Origin of the sequence: Caenimonas sedimenti (genome assembly GCF_007833165.1) — a bacterium.
GTDB classification, from domain to species: domain Bacteria; phylum Pseudomonadota; class Gammaproteobacteria; order Burkholderiales; family Burkholderiaceae_C; genus Ramlibacter; species Ramlibacter sedimenti.
The window spans coordinates 25,383-42,935 of record NZ_VOBQ01000014.1; the positions used below are offsets into that span (position 1 = coordinate 25,383).

Below are 17,553 nucleotides of genomic sequence, written 5' to 3' on the forward strand. Positions count from 1 at the left end.
CGCGGATGGCCACACTGCCCCCCTCCGCCGCGGCGCCTTTGGCGCGGCAGGCGCGTGAGCAGTTCGTGGGCCACATGGAGGGCCTGCTGCCCGCGCTGACCGACGCGATTCTCGCGGCGCTGGTGGACCAGATGAACACCGCCAAGAGCAGCCGCGACATGCAGAACGCGCGCGACGCCCTGGTGGATTTCGAACGCGAAGGCCCCCGCTGGATGGACTCCACGGCCCGCGCCTGGCGCCGCGCGATCATTCCGCCGACGCTCACGACCCGCACCCGGATGGACCTGGCCAACCTGTCGCTGATCGGCGACGATGTGGTCGAAAACAAGATCCTGGCGTCGCGGCTCGCCATGGCCGTGACCGAAAAGGCCGTCTGGAGCCTGAACGACCTGAAGCTGCGCGTCACCCACCTGGAAGGCGGGGACGAGATCGCCTCCGAGGACATCCTGCGCCCGGAGGCCCTGTGCCAGGTGATGCTGGAGCAGTGGACCACCAACAAGCTGCCGCGTGAAACCTGGCTGGCGGCCAAGGACGTGATCCACGCCCAGATGGTTCCGCGCACCGTCGAGGCCTACCAGCGCGCCAACGACTTCCTGATCGAGCGCGGCGTGTTGCGGGAGATCGACCTGAGCGCGCGCGTCAAGCGGCCCCAGAACAGCCCGACGCGGGCACCTGGCGTACCCGACAGCGGACGGGGCGGTCCTGGCGGCCCCGGCGGTGGAGCGGGGGCGGGTGGCGGTCCGGGCGGACCAGGTGCTGCCGGCGGTGGCGGCTTCGGGGCCAGTGCCCCCGGCGGACTCGGAGGACCCGGCGGCGGCGGTCCCGGAGGCGGGGGGTACGGCTCCGCCGGCGCGGGCGCTGGCGGTGGAGCCGGCGGCGGGCACGGAGGCCCGGGTGGCGGCGCCGGTCCGGCGGGCGGCCAGGGCGGTGGCGGCGGTTACGGCGGAGCCGCGGGCGCCGGCGGCCGCGGAGGTGCCGGGTCCCAGGGGAGCGTGCCGGGCGCAGCCGGTGCCAGTGGCCAGGGACGGGGCGGCTATGGCGGTGGAGGCGGTGGCGCCGGCGGTGGCTCGGCCTCCGGACCCATGACGCTGGGCGTCGGTTCGCCGGTTCCTCCGGGCCAGGGCCTCGGCGGTGGCCGCGGGCCGGGCCATGCTGGTGGCGGCCCGGGCGAGGGTGGTCGGGGCGGTGCCGGCGGCGGTGCCCCGAGCGGCCATGGGGGCCAGGGCGGGGTGCATGACGAAACGCGCATGATGACGGCCACCACGCCGCTGGCGCGCGCACGCGCCAAGGCGAGTGGCGTCATCGGCCAGTTGCGCCGCCTGCTCACCGACAAGGTGGCCGGCTTCGAGACGCAGCAAGGCTCGGTCGGCCGTGCGGCTTCGCCGGCTTTGGCCGCGGCGGTGTCGCAACATGCCCAGCAGGTGCGCGGCCACGTGCAGACGCGGGTCGACCAGGCGCCGACCGGCGACGACATCATCATCTTCGACGACGACGCCGTCGAAAAGGTGGCACTCGACCTGCGCAGCCGCACCCAGGACCTGAAACGCAAGGCCGAGACGCAGAGCGAGAAGGCCACCATCGAGATCGTGGCCCTGATGTTCCAGAGCATCCTGGCCGAGGACCGCATCCCGCCCGCGCTGCGTGTGTGGTTCGCCCGGCTGCAGATGCCCGTGTTGCGGGTGGCGCTGTCCGAGCCGGAGTTCTTCGGCTCGCTCGAGCACCCGGCCCGCCAGCTGATCGACCGCATGGGTTCGTGCGTGCTCGGGTTCGATTCGGCCTCCATTTCCGGCAGCGCCATGGAAACCGAGATCAAGCGCGTCGTCCAGGTGATCGAGCAATACCCGGAAACGGGCCGGCGGGTCTTCCAGCTGGTCTACGAGGAGTTCCAGAAGTTCCTCTCGAAGTACCTCACCGAGAAGGGCTCGGCCCAGAAGCTCGTGAGCGTCGCGCAGCAGGTGGAGCAGAAGGAAACGATGGCGATCCAGTACACCATCGAGCTGCGCAAGATGCTGTCGGACGTCCCCGTGCGCGACGAGATCCGCGAGTTCCTGTTCAAGGTCTGGGCCGAGGTGCTGGCGGTCGCGGGCGTCAAGAACGGCCCGCAGCACGCCGACACGCTCGCCCTGAAGAAATGCGCCGCCGACCTGGTCTGGGCCGCCAGCGCCAAGCCGAACCGCAACGACCGCGCCAAGGTCATCCAGGACCTGCCGGCGCTGCTGGCGCGCCTGCGCAAGGGCATGGCCCTGATGGGCCTGCAGGCGGCGGCGCAGGAAGAACACATCAAGGTGATCAGCGACACGCTGGCGGACGCTTTCCTCTCCAAGACGGAGGCGATCCCGCAGGCGCAGATCGAAGCCATGGGCAAGCGGCTGGCCAACCTGGAGGATTTCGTCTCCGACGAAGGCACCTCCGACCTGCCGCTGGACAAGGAAACCATCGAGATGATGCTGGGCATCGACGCCTCCAACATCGAGGTCATCAGCTCCGGAGGCTCGCAGCCGACCGCGGCGATGCTGGGCTGGGCGCAGGAACTGCAGCCCGGCCACTGGTTCTCGCTGGACCACAACGGCAAGATGAACCAGGTGCAGTACGCGTGGCGCAGCGACCGCGGCCAGCTGCACCTGTTCGCTTCCGGCGATGGCCGCAGTTTCCTGGTGCAGTTGCGGCGCCTGGCGTCCTATCTGCAGGCCGGTCTGCTGGTGCCGACCGAGGAAGAAACCCTCACGGTGCGCGCGACGCGCGATGCGCTGGCCAAGCTGGACGCCAACCCGGAACGGCTCTTGCAGTAACGCCGTTCAGTGCGGAAGGCGCTCCGAGCTGTCGTCGCACAGCTCGTCGAGCACCAGCGCATCGGGCTCATGGCCGAAGCGCCAGTAGACCATCAGCACGATGATCTTCAGGGCGTCCAGCGGCACCGGGTCGCCCGGGGCCGCCATGGCCCGGTCCACCACGATCTCGCGCAGGGCCGCCGGCAGCACGCCGGACGATTCCAGGAAGGTGATGAAGCCCAGGCACTCGGCGCCCAGGCGGTCCTGCTCGGCGACCGAATAGACGCGCATGCTGGTGGCGTCGGCCTCGGCGCCATCGGCCTCCCAGGCTTCCTCGGTGTCGGGTGGGAGGGTGATGTTCTCCGCGGCGACGTTCAGTCCATCCAGCCAGACCAGGGCCTCGTGGATCTCGTCGGGTTCGAAGCCATGGGCGCTCAGCTTGCGCTCCAGCTGGTGGAGCTCGGGGCAGGCATCGCCGCGCCAGTAGTTTTCGTAAACGTACACCAGCACTTCAAACATGAGGCCAATATAGCCTAGAACCACGCGCGCACTGCAAGCGCTTCGTGAATGTTGCGCCCTCGCGTCGCGCGCGTGTTCCACGCGCGAGCGGCAGGATCAGGCGCTGCCCTGGCGCTGGAACAGTCCGCCCGGCAACCGCGCGACGGCGCCGGCGAGCTCCAGCTCCAGCAACGCGGCCTGCAGTGCGGCGGGCGGGATGCCGGTGCGGGCCACCAGCGCATCGATGACCACGGGGTCGAAGCCCAGGGCCTCGAGCAGCGGGGGATCATCGGAGGCAGCGGAGGCATCGGGTGCCGCGGCTGCACGAGGCGCACCCGGCGGCGCCAGCCGCAATTCCTCCAGCACGTCCTGCGCGCTTTCCACCAGTTTCGCGCCCTGCCGCAGCAGCGCGTGGCAGCCGCGCGATTGCGGCGAGTGGATCGAACCGGGGATCGCGAAGACGTCCTTGCCTTGCTCGCTGGCCATCCGGGCCGTGATGAGCGACCCGGATTGCAAAGCCGCTTCCACCACCAGCGTGCCCTGGCTCAGGCCCGAGATCAGGCGGTTGCGCTTCGGAAAGTTCGAGTCGAGCGGTGGCGTGCCGAGGAAGTATTCGCTCACCAGCAGGCCGCGCTCGGCGATCCGGCGCGCCAGCGCCAGGTGGCGGCGCGGGTACACCCGGTCGAGCCCGGTGCCGACCACCGCCACCGTGGCGAGCTGGCCGGCCGCGGCGCCGTCGAGCGCGCCTTCATGGGCCGCGCCATCGATGCCGAGCGCCAGGCCGGAAACCACCGTGACGCCTGCCCCGGCCAGCGCCTGCCCGAAGGCGCGCGCGTTCTGCAGTCCTTGCGGCGTGGCATTGCGGCTGCCGACGATGGCGACGGCGGGGGTGCCGCTGGCGAGCGGCAGGCCCATCAGGTAAAGCAGGAGGGGCGGGTCTTCGATGTGGAGCAGGGAAGCCGGATAGCCCGGGTCGCCCAGCGTGCAGAGGCGCCGGCGTTCCGGATCTTCGGACAGCCACGCCCAGGTGAGTTCGACCTGGGCCTCGAGGTCGCCAGGGACCGTGCGCAGTGCACGCACTTGCGCGGGCGTGAGGACTTCGGCGAGCGCCGGCTCCGGTTGCTCAAAGATGCCTTGCGGCAGTCCGAAGGCCGCCAGCAGGCGGCGCGCGGTGCCGTTGCCGATCTGGGGCGTCAGCGCCAGCCGCAACCAGGCGGCGAGCTCCTCGCGCTCCACGAAGCGTCAGCGCGGGGACGCGACGCGGTCGCCGATCTTGACGGTGTCGGTGATCTCGAGGATCAGGGCGTAGGACAGCTTGTCGAAGGTGCGGAACACCATCATCAGGCCGTTGCGCTCATCGGGCAGCTTCAGCAGCGTGCGCTCGCTGTTGATCGAGCGGTCGTCGACGCGGCGGCCGGCCGAGAGGATCGCCAGCACCTGGCCGCTTTCGAGTCCGTCCGCGGCGCCCTTGTTGATCGCGACCACCTGGTTCTGCCCGGCCAGGGCCACGGCATTGCCATAGATGGAGACGATGGTGCCTTCGACGCCCGGCGCCGCGGCGCGCGGCACGTAGCTGGTGAGCTGGCGCGCCGGCTCCGGCAGCAGCCGGTCGCCGATGCGCATTTCTTCCCTGGCCCGGGTGATGTCGATCGTGGCGGGCACGATGGCCGAATCCGTGCCGCCTTTGGCGTTGCGCACTTGCTGGATCGACTCGCTGCGCACCAGTTCCGCGGCGCCGAGGTACTGGGCCTCGTAACCGAGGACGGTGCCAGTCAGCGGGTCTTTCAGCGGCGTGGCGGAGCGGAAGATGCGGTACTCGTCGATCTTGCGCGGGTCGCGTTCGACCAGGGGCGTGCCGGTGCGGCCGCGGACGTAGGCGCGGTCGCCGCGGGTGACCATGACGCGGTCGTCCGGGCCGGCCACGATGCGCGGGGCGACATCGAGCTCGCCCGCGCCCACGATGATGGCTTCATTCAGGAACGGCTCGATCAGGTGGGCCGGCAGTGTGGGGATGGTGTTGTCCGGCAGGCCGGCGATGCGCACGCGGGGCGAGACCCGCACGGTGTCGGTGGGCGCGCCGGTCGGGGCCTGGCCCATGCGCAGGCGCGCCAGGCCATCGGCCTTTTCCAGGTAAAGCTGCTGGCCGGGGAAGATACGGTGCGGATTCTTGATCTGCTCCATGTTCATGCCCCACAGCTCGGGCCAGCGCCACGGCTGCTTGAGGTACAGGCCGGAGATGCCCCACAGCGTGTCGCCCGATTTGACCGTGTAGTTGTCCGGCGCGTCGGGGGAAAGCTCCGCCAGTGGAATGCCGCCCACCGCGACCTGCTCGGCGGTGGACCGCTGGGCCGGCGTGATCGGGAGGTTCTGCGCGGCGGCCGGAACCGTTGCGAGCCCGCCGAGTGCGAGAACGGCCCACGCCGCCATCACACGCGAAACGGGGCCAAAAGCTGCCTTGGATGGAACCATCTCGTTTTCGTCCGCTCTTGACAAGTTACTGGCGATTCTGCGCTCAAGCCCTTGATTGGGCAATGTTTATTGCCTTTGTGGGCTGCTGGCAACGGCAAAAGTGGCGAAAATAGCCACACCTCCCGGTCGCTTCGCACGTCCCCCAGCCCATGGCCCTTCTCCCCATCCTCTGTTTCCCCGATCCGCGCCTGCACACCGTGGCCAAGCCCGTGGAGGCGGTCGACGGACGCATCCGCACTCTCGTTGCGGACATGCTGGCGACCATGTACGAGGCCGACGGCATCGGCCTGGCCGCCACCCAGGTGAATGTGCATGAACGCGTCGTCGTCATCGACGTGTCGGAACAACGCAACACCCCGCTGGTGCTGATCAACCCCGAGATCATCTGGGCCAGCGAAGAGAAGCAAGTGGGTGACGAAGGCTGCCTCTCGGTGCCTGGCATCTACGACGGCGTCGAGCGGTCGACGGCGATCAAGGTGCGTGCGCTCGACGGCGACGGCCGCTCTCGCGAGATCGAGGCCGAGGGAACGCTCGCGGTGTGCATCCAGCACGAGATGGACCACCTGCTGGGCAAGGTGTTCGTCGAATACCTGTCGCCGCTCAAGCGGAACCGCATCAAGACCAAGATGCTGAAGGCCCGCCGAGACACCGAGAAGGCTTGAGGGGCGGATGCGCCTGATCTTCGCGGGCACGCCCGAATTCGCCCGCGCCGCATTGGAGCGCCTGCTGGCGGCCGGCTTCGAGGTGCCGCTGGTCCTGACCCAGCCCGACCGGCCCGCCGGCCGCGGGATGAAGCTCCAGCCTTCGCCGGTGAAGCAGCTTGCGCTGGAACGCGGCCTCCCCGTCGCCCAGCCGCGCAGCCTGCGGCTGGACGGCAAGTATCCCGGGGACGCCGCGGCGGCGCGCGCTTCGATGGAAGCCGCGGCAGCCGACGTGATGGTGGTGGCCGCCTATGGCCTGATCTTGCCGCAATGGGTGCTGGACCTGCCGCGCCTGGGCTGCCTGAACATCCATGCGTCGCTGCTCCCGCGCTGGCGCGGCGCCGCGCCGATTCATCGCGCCATCGAAGCGGGTGACGCGCACACCGGCATCACCATCATGCAGATGGATGCCGGGCTCGACACCGGCGCGATGCTGCTGAAGGAGACCTTGGCCATCGCCGCCACGGACACCACCGGCAGCCTGCATGACCGCCTGGCACCGCTGGGCGGCCGCCTGATCGTGGAGGCGCTGGAACTGGCGGCTTGCGGCGGCCTGCGCGCCGAGCCCCAACCCGAGGCGGGCGTCACCTACGCCCACAAGATCGACAAGGCCGAGGCCGCCATCGACTGGCGCGCGCCAGCGGCGGCGATCGAGCGGCGGCTGCGCGCCTTCGATCCGTTCCCCGGCGCCACGGCCAGCCTGGGCGGCGAGCCGCTCAAGGTGTGGCGGGGCGAGGTGGCGGCCGGCGCCGCCCCGGCCGAACCCGGGACGGTGCTCGCGGCCGACGCTTCGGGCGTCCTCATCGCCTGCGGCGAGGGCGCGCTGCGCTGCACCGAACTGCAGCGCGCTGGCGGCAAGCGGCTGGCGGCCGGCGACTTCCTGCGCGGCTTCCCGGTGACGGCCGGGATGCGCTGCGCGGTGACCTGATGTTCTTCCTGGCCTCGGTCCGCCGGCAAGCTGAATTCCGCGCCGGCATGCGGGCATCGATGCCCGTGGCCCCCGGCATCGCGGCGTGGGGCCTGATGACCGGCGTGGCGATGGTGAAGTCCGGCATGAGCGTCATCGAGGGCGTCGCCATGACGGTGCTGGTCTACGCGGGCAGCTCGCAGCTGGCCGCGATCCCGCTGCTCATCGCCGGCGCCCCCGCCTGGGTGGTCTGGGCCACCGGGTTCTGCGTCAACCTGCGCTTCGTTGTCTTCAGCCTCCACCTGCGCAGCTACCTGATGCACATGCCGCGTTGGCGCCGCCTGGTCAACGGCTTCCTCACCGCCGACCTGAGCTATGCGCTCTTCACCAGCCGCTTTCCGAAGCCGGCCGACGACGCGCCAGCCCGTGCCGCGCAGGAGGCCTACCTGGCCGGCAATTACAGCGTCACCTGGATCGCCTGGACGGGCGCCAGCCTGCTGGGCGTGGCGCTGGGGAACTGGATTCCGCCCGCCTGGGGCCTGGGCTACGCCGGCGTGCTCTGCCTGGTCGGCATCCTGTGCTCGCTGGCCAACACGCCGTTGCGCATCCTCGCGGCGCTGATCGCGGGCGCGGCGGCGGTGGCGGCCTACGCGCTGCCGCTCAAGCTGAACATCGTGGCCGCGATCGCGGTTGCCGTCCTCGCCTGCTTCTGGCTGGAGGGCCGCCTGCCCCCACCGCAGCAACGGGAGCGCGCGGCATGACAGGCGGCACCGACTTCTGGACCTTGGGCGTCATCGCGGGGCTGGCGTGCGTGACCGTGGTCACGCGCTGCTTCTTCTTCATCCTGGACCGCGCCTGGACGTTGCCGGCGTGGGCCCACAAGGCGCTGCACTACGCCCCGGTGGCGGCGTTGGCCGGCGTCGTGGCGCCCGAAGTGGTGATGAGCAACGGCCAACTGGTGGCGACCTGGATGGACGCGCGCCTGTTCGCCGCGGCCGCCGGCGCCGCTCTCTACTTTTGGCGGCGCAGCGTCCTGCTCACGCTGGTGGGCGGCATGGCGGTGTACCTGCCCCTGCATCTGGCGCTGGGCTGGTAGCCCGGCGGTGCCCGGCTCCTAGAATCCCCGGTTCGCCCCAACGCCTGCATCCGCCATGAACGTCCTGCGCTTTTCCGACCTCTGCAACGAAGGCCGCGCCCGCGGCCGTCGCGTCTTCATCCGCGCCGATCTGAACGTGCCGCAGGACGACAGCGGCCGCATCACCGAAGACACGCGCATCCGCGCTTCGGTGCCCTGCATCCAGATGGCATTGGCTGGGGGCGCGGCGGTGATGGTCACCTCGCACCTCGGACGGCCGACCGAAGGTGCGTTCAAGCCGGAAGACTCGCTGGCGCCGGTGGCCGAACGGCTGGCCGAGCTGCTCGGGCGCCCGGTGCCGGTGAAGTCCGGCTGGGTCGATGGCGTCGACGTGCAACCCGGCGAAGTGGTGCTGCTGGAGAACTGCCGGCTGAACCAGGGCGAGAAGAAGAACGATCCGGAACTCGCGAAGAAGATGGCGGCGCTGTGCGACATCTTCGTGCACGACGCCTTCGGCACCGCGCACCGGGCGGAAGCCTCGACGTACGGCATCGCGCAATACGCGCCGGTGGCTTGCGCCGGCCCGTTGCTGGCCGCGGAGATCGACGCGATCTCGCGCGCGCTGGCGAACCCGAAGCGGCCGCTGGCCGCCATCGTCGCCGGCTCCAAGGTGTCGACCAAGCTGACCATCCTGCAGTCGCTGGCGAAGAACGTCGACCAGTTGATCGTGGGCGGCGGCATTGCCAACACCTTCCTGCTGGCGGCCGGCCTGCCGATCGGCAAGTCGCTCGCCGAGCCGGCCCTGCTGGGCGAGGCGAAGGCCGTGATCGAAGCCATGCAGGCGCGTGGCGCCGCGGTGCCGATCCCGACCGACGTGGTGGTGGCCAAGACCTTCGCGGCCGATGCGCCTGCCACGGTGAAGGCGGCGCGCGACGTGGCCGACGACGACCTGATCCTCGACATCGGCCCGGAGACGGCGGCGCTGCTCGCGGCGCAGCTCAAGTCGGCCGGCACCATCGTCTGGAACGGTCCGGTCGGGGTGTTCGAGTTCGACGCGTTCGCGCACGGCACCGAAACCATCGCCCGCGCGATCGCCGAATCCGATGCGTTCAGCATCGCCGGTGGCGGCGACACGCTGGCAGCCATCGCCAAATACGGCATCGAAAAGGACGTCGGCTACATCTCCACGGGCGGCGGCGCCTTCCTGGAAGTGCTGGAAGGCAAGACCCTGCCGGCCTTCGAAATCCTGGCGCAACGCGCCAAGGGTTGAGTGCTGGTTCGCGGGCGGTAACCGGCCCGTAACCGATCCGTGTGAAAATCGGAAACTAAGTTACAGGAGACACGCCTCATGGCCCGACGCGCCACCAAGATCGTTGCCACCCTCGGCCCGGCATCGAGCGATCCCGACACGCTGGAGCGGATCCTGCGGGCCGGCGTCAACGTGGTGCGGCTGAATTTCAGCCATGGCACGGCGCAGGACCACATCGACCGTGCCGCGCTGGTGCGCGAGGTGAGCCAGCGCGCCGGCCGCGAGGTGGCCATCATGGCCGACCTGCAGGGCCCGAAGATCCGCGTCGGCAAGTTCGCGGACGGCAAGGTGATGCTGGAACCCGGCACGAAATTCGTGCTGGACGCCTCCCGTACCGAGCCGGGCGACCTGGCCGGCGTGGGCCTGGACTACAAGGAACTGCCGCGCGACGTGAAGCCGGGCGACGTCCTGCTGCTGAACGACGGGCTGATCGTGCTGACCGTCGACCGCGTCAAGGGCGACCAGGTGCATACCACCGTCAAGCTGGGTGGCATCCTGTCCAACAACAAGGGCATCAACAAGCAGGGCGGCGGCCTGACGGCGCCGGCCCTGACGGCCAAGGACATGGAAGACATCCGCACGGCGATGAGCTTCCAGGCCGACTACGTGGCCGTCAGCTTCCCCAAGACCGCCACCGACATGGAGATGGCGCGCCAGTTGTGCAACGTGGCCGCCGCGGAATTCCGGCACAAGCCGGCCCTGATCGCCAAGATCGAACGGGCCGAGGCCATCCCCAACCTCGAATCGATCCTGAAGGCGAGCGACGGCATCATGGTCGCGCGCGGTGACCTGGCGGTGGAAGTCGGCAATGCCGCCGTGCCGGCGCTGCAGAAGCGCATGATCCGGCTGGCCCGTGAGCACGACAAGGTCGTGATCACCGCCACCCAGATGATGGAGTCGATGATCACCGCCCCGGTACCCACCCGCGCGGAGGTGAGCGACGTGGCCAACGCGGTGCTGGACGGCACCGATGCCGTGATGCTCAGCGCCGAAACCGCTTCGGGCAAATACCCGGTGGAGACGGTGGAGCAGATGGCCGCCATCTGCGCGGAAGCGGAGATGGCCGAAGACGTGAAGCTGGACGCCGATTTCACCGGCATGTCGTTCTCGCGCATCGACCATTCGATCGCCATGGGCGCCCTGTTCACGGCCTACCACCTGGGCTGCAAGGCGATCGTCGCGCTGACCGACTCTGGCTCGACGGCGCTGTGGATGAGCCGGCATCGCATCCACATCCCGATCTACGCGCTCACGCCCAAGCTGGTGACCCAGCGCAAGATGGCGCTCTACCGTAACGTCCGGCCCTTGCTGATGGACCAGAGCGCCGAGCGCGACATGGCGCTGGCCGACGCCGAAGCCCACCTCAAGAAGCGCGGCATCATGGCCTCAGGCGACATCTATGCCATCACCTGCGGCGAACCGATGGGGGCGCCGGGCGGCACCAACATGCTGAAGATCGTGCGGGCGGAATAGGAGCCGGGCCGGCCGGGAGGCCCCTGGCCACCGGTTAAAATTGAGGCAGTTACCAGGCGGTTACCAAGGCCGCTTCCGTCCCCTTCCTCAGGAACTGCCATGCCTCTCGTCTCCATGCGCGAACTGCTGGACCATGCCGCCACCAACGGCTACGGTATCCCCGCTTTCAACGTCAACAACCTCGAACAGGTCCAGGCCGTGATGGACGCGGCGAAGGAAACCGGCGCGCCGGTCATCCTGCAGGCCAGCGCCGGGGCCCGCAAGTACGCCGGCGAGGCCTTCATCAAGCACCTGATCCAGGCGGCCATCGAGGCCTACCCGACGATCCCGCTGGTGATGCACCAGGACCACGGCCAGAGTCCGGATGTCTGCAAGGGGGCGATCGACCTGGGCTTTTCCTCGGTGATGATGGACGGCTCGCTGGAAGCCGACGGCAAGACCATCGCCAGTTACGACTACAACGTGGACGTGACCAAGAAGGTCGCGGACATGGCCCACAAGTACGGCGTCACGGTCGAAGGCGAACTCGGCTGCCTCGGCAGCCTGGAGACCATGAAGGGCGACAAGGAAGACGGCCACGGCACCGATTCCACGATGACCCGCGAGCAGCTGCTGACCGACCCGGAGCAGGCCGCGGACTTCGTCAAGCGCACGCAGATCGATGCGCTGGCCATCGCCATCGGCACCAGCCACGGCGCCTACAAGTTCACCCGCAAGCCCACCGGCGACATCCTCGCGATCGACCGCATCAAGGAGATCCACCGCCGCATCCCGAACACGCACCTGGTGATGCACGGCTCGTCTTCGGTGCCGCAGGACCTGCTGGAGGTCATCCGCAAGTACGGCGGCAACATGAAGGAAACCTACGGCGTGCCGGTGGAGGAGATCCAGCACGCGATCAAGTACGGCGTGCGCAAGATCAACATCGACACCGACATCCGCCTGGCGATGACGGGCGCGGTGCGCAAGTTCCTGGCGGAGAACCCCGAGAAGTTCGACGCGCGCGAATGGCTGAAGCCGGCGCGTGAAGCCGCCAAGCAGATCTGCAAGCAGCGCTACATCGAGTTCGGCTGCGAAGGCCAGGCCGGCAAGATCAAGGGCGAAAACCTGCAGGTCGTGGCCGCCAAGTACTCCAAGGGCGAGCTGGCCCAGGTCGTTCATTGAGCGCCCTGCACACCTCGAAGATCAGTTCCCTGCCGCTGCTCGCGCGCGGCAAGGTGCGCGACAACTACGCGGTGGGCACCGACCGCATCCTGATGGTCGCGAGCGACCGGCTCTCGGCGTTCGACGTGATCATGGGCGAGCCGATCCCGGGCAAGGGCGAAATCCTCACCCAGATGGCGCTGTTCTGGTTCGCGCGCCTCGGCCACCTGTGCCCGAACCACCTGACCGGTGACGCGCCGGAAAGCGTGGTCACGCCCGCCGAGGTGGAGCAGGTGCAGCGGCGCTCGATGCTGGTGAAACGGCTGAAGCCGATCCCGGTCGAAGCCGTGGTCCGCGGTTACCTGGCCGGCAGCGGCTGGAAGGAATACCAGGAGTCGCGATCCGTTTGTGGCGTGCCGCTACCGGCCGGCCTGAAGAACGCCAGCAAGCTCCCCGAACCGATCTTCACGCCCGCCGCCAAGGCCGCCATGGGCGAGCACGACGAGAACATTCCGTACGAGCGCGTGGTGGAAATCGTCGGCGCCGAACTGGCCGCGAAGATTCGCGACATCAGTATCGCCATCTACCGCGAAGCGGCGGATTTCGCGCTGGGCAAGGGCTTGATCATTGCCGACACGAAGTTCGAGTTCGGGCTGGACGATGCGGGCACGCTGGTGCTGATGGACGAAGTGCTGACGCCCGATTCCTCGCGCTATTGGCCGGTGGAAGGCTACGACGCGGCTTTCCAGTCCGGCGCGAACCCGCCGAGCTACGACAAGCAGTTCGTGCGCGACTGGCTGGAACAGGTGCGGATCGACGGCAAGCCCTGGGACAAGACGCCGCCGGCACCGCATCTGCCGCATGAAGTCATCGCCAGGACGGCGGCCAAGTACCGCGAAGCGCTGGAACGGCTGACCGGCTGAGCCAGGCCGGACCCGGCCGGAGACTTTGCCTCCGGGCGCGGAAGGTTTCTTCACAAGGCCACACGGCCGCGGATCGCATGGCTATCCTGGGGGTGTTCATTCCAACCTGCACCCAGGAGCTGTCACTCATGTCTTCCGTGTCCCTTCGCGCCCTCGCCGCTGCCACGCTGGCATTCGCCTGCGTCTCCGTTCATGCCCAGGGCGACGGCAGCTGCATCCTCGCCGGCCGTCTCGCCGAAGACGGCCATTGGGCGCCGCGCTTCGAAGGCGTCGAACTGCTGGGTGCTGACGGCAAGGCGCTGCGCGGCGGCGGCAAGGAGGCGCTCGCCGGCGTCCGGCAGGCGCGCCTCTCGGCCCCCGCGCTGCTCTCGCGCTGCGACGGCAACCAGCCGCTGGCGCGTGCCGATGAAGATCTGCCGCGCGCGAAGACGCCGGTGCCGGCGCTCAGCGCCGGGGTGGTGGACGTGGAGGCTGTGGCCTACCCGCGGCTGCGCACGGGTGGCGAACTGGTGGAGTTGCGCGTGCGCGTGCCGGCGGAGCGGGTCGTCATGCTGACGCGCTGATCATGTCATCCCGGGCTCGACCCGGGATCCATCCTGGCGCGGCAGGACGCTGCCATGGATTGCGGATCAAGTCCGCAATGACAGGCCTAGGACAGCACCACGCTCGACAACCTGCGCCGGTACGTCGCAATCGTCGGATCATCCGGCGGAATCTGCCCGTCCGCCACCTTCACCTTGGGCGGCTCGATCAGTTCCAGGATCGCGATGTAGAGCTTGCGCGCCGCTTCGTCGTTCCAGGCCTTGTCGCGCATCAGCACTTCCAGCAATTCGTCCATCGCGTCCGTCCACTTCTGCTGCGCGAGCAGCAGGCGGGCGCGGCCGTAGCGGGCCTCGAAATCGCGCCGGTTGGCGGCGATCTTCGCGTCTGCCGCGGCGAGGGCGGCCGCTGGGTCGCCTTGCTGGCCCACGAAGGCCAGCGCATCCAGCCACTGCGCCACGGCGCCCAGCTGCCGCACCACAGGCGCCTTGCCGGCCACCGGTTCGAACGCGCGGCGGGCGTCCGCCTCCCGGCCGGCCAGCAGCAGGGCCTTGACGTATTCGAAGCGGGCGTCGTCGTTCGCCGGGTCGGTCGCCACGGCGTGCTGCAGCTTTTCCATCTTCGCGGCGGGGTCCAGAGCTTGCGGATCCTCCTGGGCCGCCGGCGACTCCTCCTCCTCGGGTGCCAGCGCCTCCACGCCGTTCTTGGCCAGGAATTCGCGCACCTGGCCCTCCGGCAGCGCGCCCTGGAAACCGTCGACGGGCTGGCCGCCCTTCAGCAGGACGACCGTGGGGATGCTGCGGATGCCGAAGGCGCCGGCGAGCTGCTGCTCGTCGTCCGAGTTGATCTTGGCCAGCTTGAAACCGCCGCCGTACTGGGTCTCCAGCTTTTCCAGGATCGGGCCCAGGGCCTTGCAGGGCCCGCACCAGGGCGCCCAGAAGTCCACCAGGACGGGCTGCTCGTTGGATGCAGCGATCACATCCTGCTCGAAGTTTTCTATCGTGACGTCGATCATCGGGGCCAACTCAATGAAAAAAGTAAAATTCAACCTTTGGGAGCGCGCGATTGAGCTCAGTCCAGATCGGCGTGGTGATGGGGTCCAGCAGTGACTGGGAGACCATGCAGCACGCGGTACAGATTCTCCAGGAATTCGGCGTCGCCCACGAAGCCCGCGTGGTTTCGGCCCACCGCATGCCGGACGACATGTTCGCCTATGCGGAATCGGCCGTGGGCCGCGGCCTGAAAGCGATCATCGCCGGGGCGGGCGGCGCGGCCCACCTGCCGGGCATGCTGGCGGCCAAGACGACGGTGCCGGTGCTGGGCGTTCCAGTGGCCAGCAAGCACCTGCAGGGGGTGGATTCGCTGCACAGCATCGTGCAGATGCCCAAGGGCATCCCGGTCGCCACCTTCGCCATCGGCGCCGCCGGTGCGGCCAATGCCGCGCTGTTCGCCGTCGCGCTGCTGGCCGGCGACAACCCGGCCTTGCGTGCCCAGCTCGAGGCCTATCGCGCCCGCCAGACCGAGGTGGCGCGGCAGATGCGCGTGCCGCCCGAGAGCGGCCCGGCGGCATGAAGGGGCTGGCTTGAATCCTTTGCTTCCCGGCAGCACGCTTGGCGTGATGGGCGGCGGCCAGCTCGGCCGCATGTTCGTGCACGCGGCCCAGCGCATGGGCTACCAGACGGCGGTGCTCGAGGCGGACGGGGAAAGTCCCGCGGGCCGGGTCAGCCATCACCATGTGCGCAGCGGCTACACCGACGCGCGCGGGCTGGCGCAACTCGCCGAGCTGTCCCAGGCCATCACCACCGAATTCGAGAACGTGCCGGCCGCCGCGCTGCAGCAGCTGGCGAAGCATCGCCCGGTGGCACCGGCCGGGGAGGCCGTGGCCATCGCACAGGACCGCGCGCTGGAGAAGGCGCATTTCGTGCGTTGCGGTGTGCCCTGCGCGCCGCACGCCGTGATCGAAACCAGGGAGCAGCTGGCCGCGGTGCCGGCCGATCTGCTGCCCGGCATCCTGAAAACCGCGCGGCTGGGCTATGACGGCAAGGGGCAGGTGCGCGTGGCGACGCCCAGCGAGCTGGCCACGGCCTGGGAGGGCGTGGGCCGCGTGCCCTGCGTGCTCGAGAAACTGCTGCCGCTCGCCTTCGAGTGCTCCGTGGTGGTCGCGCGCGGCCGCGACGGCGTGATGGTCCAGCTCCCGGTGCAGCGCAACCTGCACCGCGACGGCATCCTGGCCGTGACCGAGGTCTACGAAGGCAACGTGCCGCCGGCGCTGGGTGCCAAGGCGGTCGCCGCCACCCGCGCGATCGCCGAAGGCATCGGCTATGTCGGCGTGCTGTGCGTGGAGTTCTTCGGGCTGGCCGACGGCTCGCTGGTCGTCAATGAGATGGCGCCGCGGCCGCACAACAGCGGCCACTGGAGCATGGACGGCGCGGACATCTCGCAGTTCGAGCTGCAGGTGCGCACGCTCGCGGGCCTGCCGCTGGCCGCGCCGCGCCAGCACAGCGCGGCCGTCATGCTGAACCTGCTGGGGGACCTGTGGTTCCGCAGCGCCGCCACGCCCAGCGAGCCCGACTGGGCCAGTGTCCTCGCCTTGCCGGGCGCCCAACTGCACCTGTACGGCAAGCGCGAGGCGCGCGCCGGCCGCAAGATGGGGCATCTGACGATGGTCGCGGCCGACGCGGAAACCGCGCGCGCCGGCGCGCTGCGGGCGGCGGCACTGCTGGGTCTTCCGGCGTTCTGAGGCGGCTGCAGATGGTGGTCAACGGCTCCGACGAAGCGGCCATCGCCCAGGCGGTGCAGGTGCTGGCGGCAGGCGGCCTGGTGGCTTTTGCCACCGAAACGGTCTATGGTTTGGGCGCGGACGCCGCCAGCGACGCCGCGGTGGCCGGCATCTTTTCCGCCAAGGGCCGCCCCAGCGACCATCCCTTGATCGTCCACGTGCCCGACGCCGCGTCCGCCGAGGCATTCGCCGCGGACATCCCGCCGGTCGCGCGCAAGCTGATGGATGCGTTCTGGCCCGGGCCGCTCACGCTGATCCTGGCGCGCCGCGACGGCATGGCCGAGGCGGCCGCCGGCGGCCATGCCACCGTCGGCCTGCGCTGCCCCGCGCACCCCGTCGCGCACCGCCTGCTGGTGGCCGCCGCCGCGAATGACCCGCCGGTGCGCGGCGTGGCTGCGCCCAGCGCCAACCGCTTCGGGCGCGTCAGCCCGACGACGGCGCAGCACGTGGCCGACGAATTCGGCCAAGAGCTGTTGGTGCTCGACGGCGGCGCCTGCCCGGTCGGCATCGAGTCCGCCATCGTCGATTGCACGCGCGGCGCCCCGGTGCTGCTGCGGCCAGGCACGCTGGCGCGCGAAAAGATCGAAGCCGCCTGCGGCCAGCGCCTGCGCTTGCCCGAGGAGGTGGACGGCGCAGCCCCGCGCGCCTCCGGCACGCTGGAGGCGCACTACGCGCCCAACGCCAAGGTCCGCATGATGGACGCGCGCAGCCTGCAGACGGCGCTGAACGTGCTGGGCGAAGACGCCGGCAGCATCGCCGTGTACGCGCGCACGGTGATGCGCTCGCGCTCCGCGCGCCTGCGCCGCATGCCGGACGACGCCGTCGAGACCGCGCGCCAGCTGTTTTCGGTGCTGCGCGATTTCGACAGCCAGGGGGTGAAGCTGATCTGGGTCGAGACGCTCCCGGAGGACGACGCCTGGGAAGGCGTGCGCGACCGGCTGCGGCGGGCCGCGGCCAGCTGACCCGGG

The 17,553-nt window shown here is 69.7% G+C and carries 17 protein-coding genes; 13 read left to right on the forward strand and 4 right to left on the reverse strand.

Annotation, left to right across the window (positions count from 1 at the left end; all coding sequences use genetic code 11):
* The first annotated feature begins 5 nt into the window (after window positions 1–5).
* Window positions 6–2,789, forward strand: a complete 2,784-nt coding sequence (locus tag FN976_RS17675; protein WP_186510956.1) for a DUF1631 family protein — start codon at window positions 6–8, stop codon at window positions 2,787–2,789.
* Window positions 2,790–2,795: 6 nt separating this feature from the next.
* On the opposite strand, the gene FN976_RS17680 is transcribed toward FN976_RS17675, so the two are convergent.
* The 3 genes from FN976_RS17680 to FN976_RS17690 form a co-directional block, all read right to left on the reverse strand.
* Complete coding sequence (locus FN976_RS17680; RefSeq protein ID WP_145894376.1) at window positions 2,796–3,287, reverse strand: Smg family protein; 492 nt, start codon at window positions 3,285–3,287, stop codon at window positions 2,796–2,798.
* Between the two features lie 96 nt (window positions 3,288–3,383).
* Window positions 3,384–4,502, reverse strand: coding sequence for a DNA-processing protein DprA (gene dprA, locus FN976_RS17685; protein WP_145894377.1), 1,119 nt, complete (start codon window positions 4,500–4,502; stop codon window positions 3,384–3,386).
* Window positions 4,503–4,508: 6 nt separating this feature from the next.
* Window positions 4,509–5,735 (reverse strand): LysM peptidoglycan-binding domain-containing protein, encoded by a 1,227-nt coding sequence (locus FN976_RS17690; protein ID WP_145894378.1) that lies wholly within the window; start codon window positions 5,733–5,735, stop codon window positions 4,509–4,511.
* A gap of 149 nt (window positions 5,736–5,884) precedes the next feature.
* Here FN976_RS17690 and def point away from each other — a divergent pair, with 149 nt between their 5' ends.
* From def to FN976_RS17735, 9 genes are all read left to right on the forward strand, one after another.
* Window positions 5,885–6,397 (forward strand): peptide deformylase, encoded by a 513-nt coding sequence (def, locus tag FN976_RS17695; protein ID WP_145894379.1) that lies wholly within the window; start codon window positions 5,885–5,887, stop codon window positions 6,395–6,397.
* A 7-nt stretch (window positions 6,398–6,404) separates the two neighbouring features.
* Window positions 6,405–7,364 carry a methionyl-tRNA formyltransferase gene (gene fmt, locus FN976_RS17700; protein ID WP_145894380.1) on the forward strand — a complete coding sequence of 320 codons (960 nt, stop codon included), beginning with the start codon at window positions 6,405–6,407 and terminating at the stop codon, window positions 7,362–7,364.
* Window positions 7,364–8,104, forward strand: a complete 741-nt coding sequence (locus FN976_RS17705; RefSeq protein ID WP_145894381.1) for an AzlC family ABC transporter permease — start codon at window positions 7,364–7,366, stop codon at window positions 8,102–8,104. Before fmt ends, FN976_RS17705 begins: the two co-directional genes overlap by 1 nt.
* Window positions 8,101–8,439 (forward strand): AzlD domain-containing protein, encoded by a 339-nt coding sequence (locus FN976_RS17710; RefSeq protein ID WP_145894382.1) that lies wholly within the window; start codon window positions 8,101–8,103, stop codon window positions 8,437–8,439. The genes FN976_RS17705 and FN976_RS17710 overlap by 4 nt, the downstream gene beginning before the upstream one ends.
* Window positions 8,440–8,494: 55 nt before the next feature.
* A complete protein-coding gene (locus FN976_RS17715) occupies window positions 8,495–9,688 on the forward strand; it encodes a phosphoglycerate kinase (RefSeq protein ID WP_145894383.1) in 1,194 nt (397 codons plus the stop codon).
* Between the two features lie 78 nt (window positions 9,689–9,766).
* Complete coding sequence (gene pyk / locus FN976_RS17720) at window positions 9,767–11,200, forward strand: pyruvate kinase (protein WP_145894384.1); 1,434 nt, start codon at window positions 9,767–9,769, stop codon at window positions 11,198–11,200.
* 99 nt (window positions 11,201–11,299) lie between these two features.
* On the forward strand, window positions 11,300–12,364 hold the full coding sequence (gene fba / locus FN976_RS17725) for a class II fructose-bisphosphate aldolase (RefSeq protein WP_145894385.1): 1,065 nt from the start codon (window positions 11,300–11,302) through the stop codon (window positions 12,362–12,364).
* Window positions 12,361–13,266 (forward strand): phosphoribosylaminoimidazolesuccinocarboxamide synthase, encoded by a 906-nt coding sequence (locus FN976_RS17730; protein WP_145894386.1) that lies wholly within the window; start codon window positions 12,361–12,363, stop codon window positions 13,264–13,266. The genes fba and FN976_RS17730 overlap by 4 nt, the downstream gene beginning before the upstream one ends.
* Window positions 13,267–13,394: 128 nt before the next feature.
* On the forward strand, window positions 13,395–13,829 hold the full coding sequence (locus FN976_RS17735) for a hypothetical protein (protein ID WP_145894387.1): 435 nt from the start codon (window positions 13,395–13,397) through the stop codon (window positions 13,827–13,829).
* 86 nt (window positions 13,830–13,915) lie between these two features.
* Here FN976_RS17735 and trxA read toward each other — a convergent pair whose 3' ends face one another.
* Complete coding sequence (trxA, locus tag FN976_RS17740) at window positions 13,916–14,821, reverse strand: thioredoxin (RefSeq protein ID WP_145894388.1); 906 nt, start codon at window positions 14,819–14,821, stop codon at window positions 13,916–13,918.
* A 50-nt stretch (window positions 14,822–14,871) separates the two neighbouring features.
* Here trxA and purE point away from each other — a divergent pair, with 50 nt between their 5' ends.
* Genes purE through FN976_RS17755 form a run of 3 tightly spaced genes read left to right on the forward strand, consistent with a single transcriptional unit; the run spans window position 14,872 to window position 17,547 of the window.
* Window positions 14,872–15,378 (forward strand): 5-(carboxyamino)imidazole ribonucleotide mutase, encoded by a 507-nt coding sequence (purE, locus tag FN976_RS17745; protein WP_145894389.1) that lies wholly within the window; start codon window positions 14,872–14,874, stop codon window positions 15,376–15,378.
* Between the two features lie 10 nt (window positions 15,379–15,388).
* Window positions 15,389–16,546: a 5-(carboxyamino)imidazole ribonucleotide synthase gene (locus tag FN976_RS17750; RefSeq protein ID WP_255440545.1), complete on the forward strand. Its 1,158-nt coding sequence runs from the start codon at window positions 15,389–15,391 to the stop codon at window positions 16,544–16,546.
* An 11-nt stretch (window positions 16,547–16,557) separates the two neighbouring features.
* Complete coding sequence (locus FN976_RS17755; RefSeq protein ID WP_145894390.1) at window positions 16,558–17,547, forward strand: L-threonylcarbamoyladenylate synthase; 990 nt, start codon at window positions 16,558–16,560, stop codon at window positions 17,545–17,547.
* The last annotated feature ends 6 nt before the right edge of the window (window positions 17,548–17,553 follow it).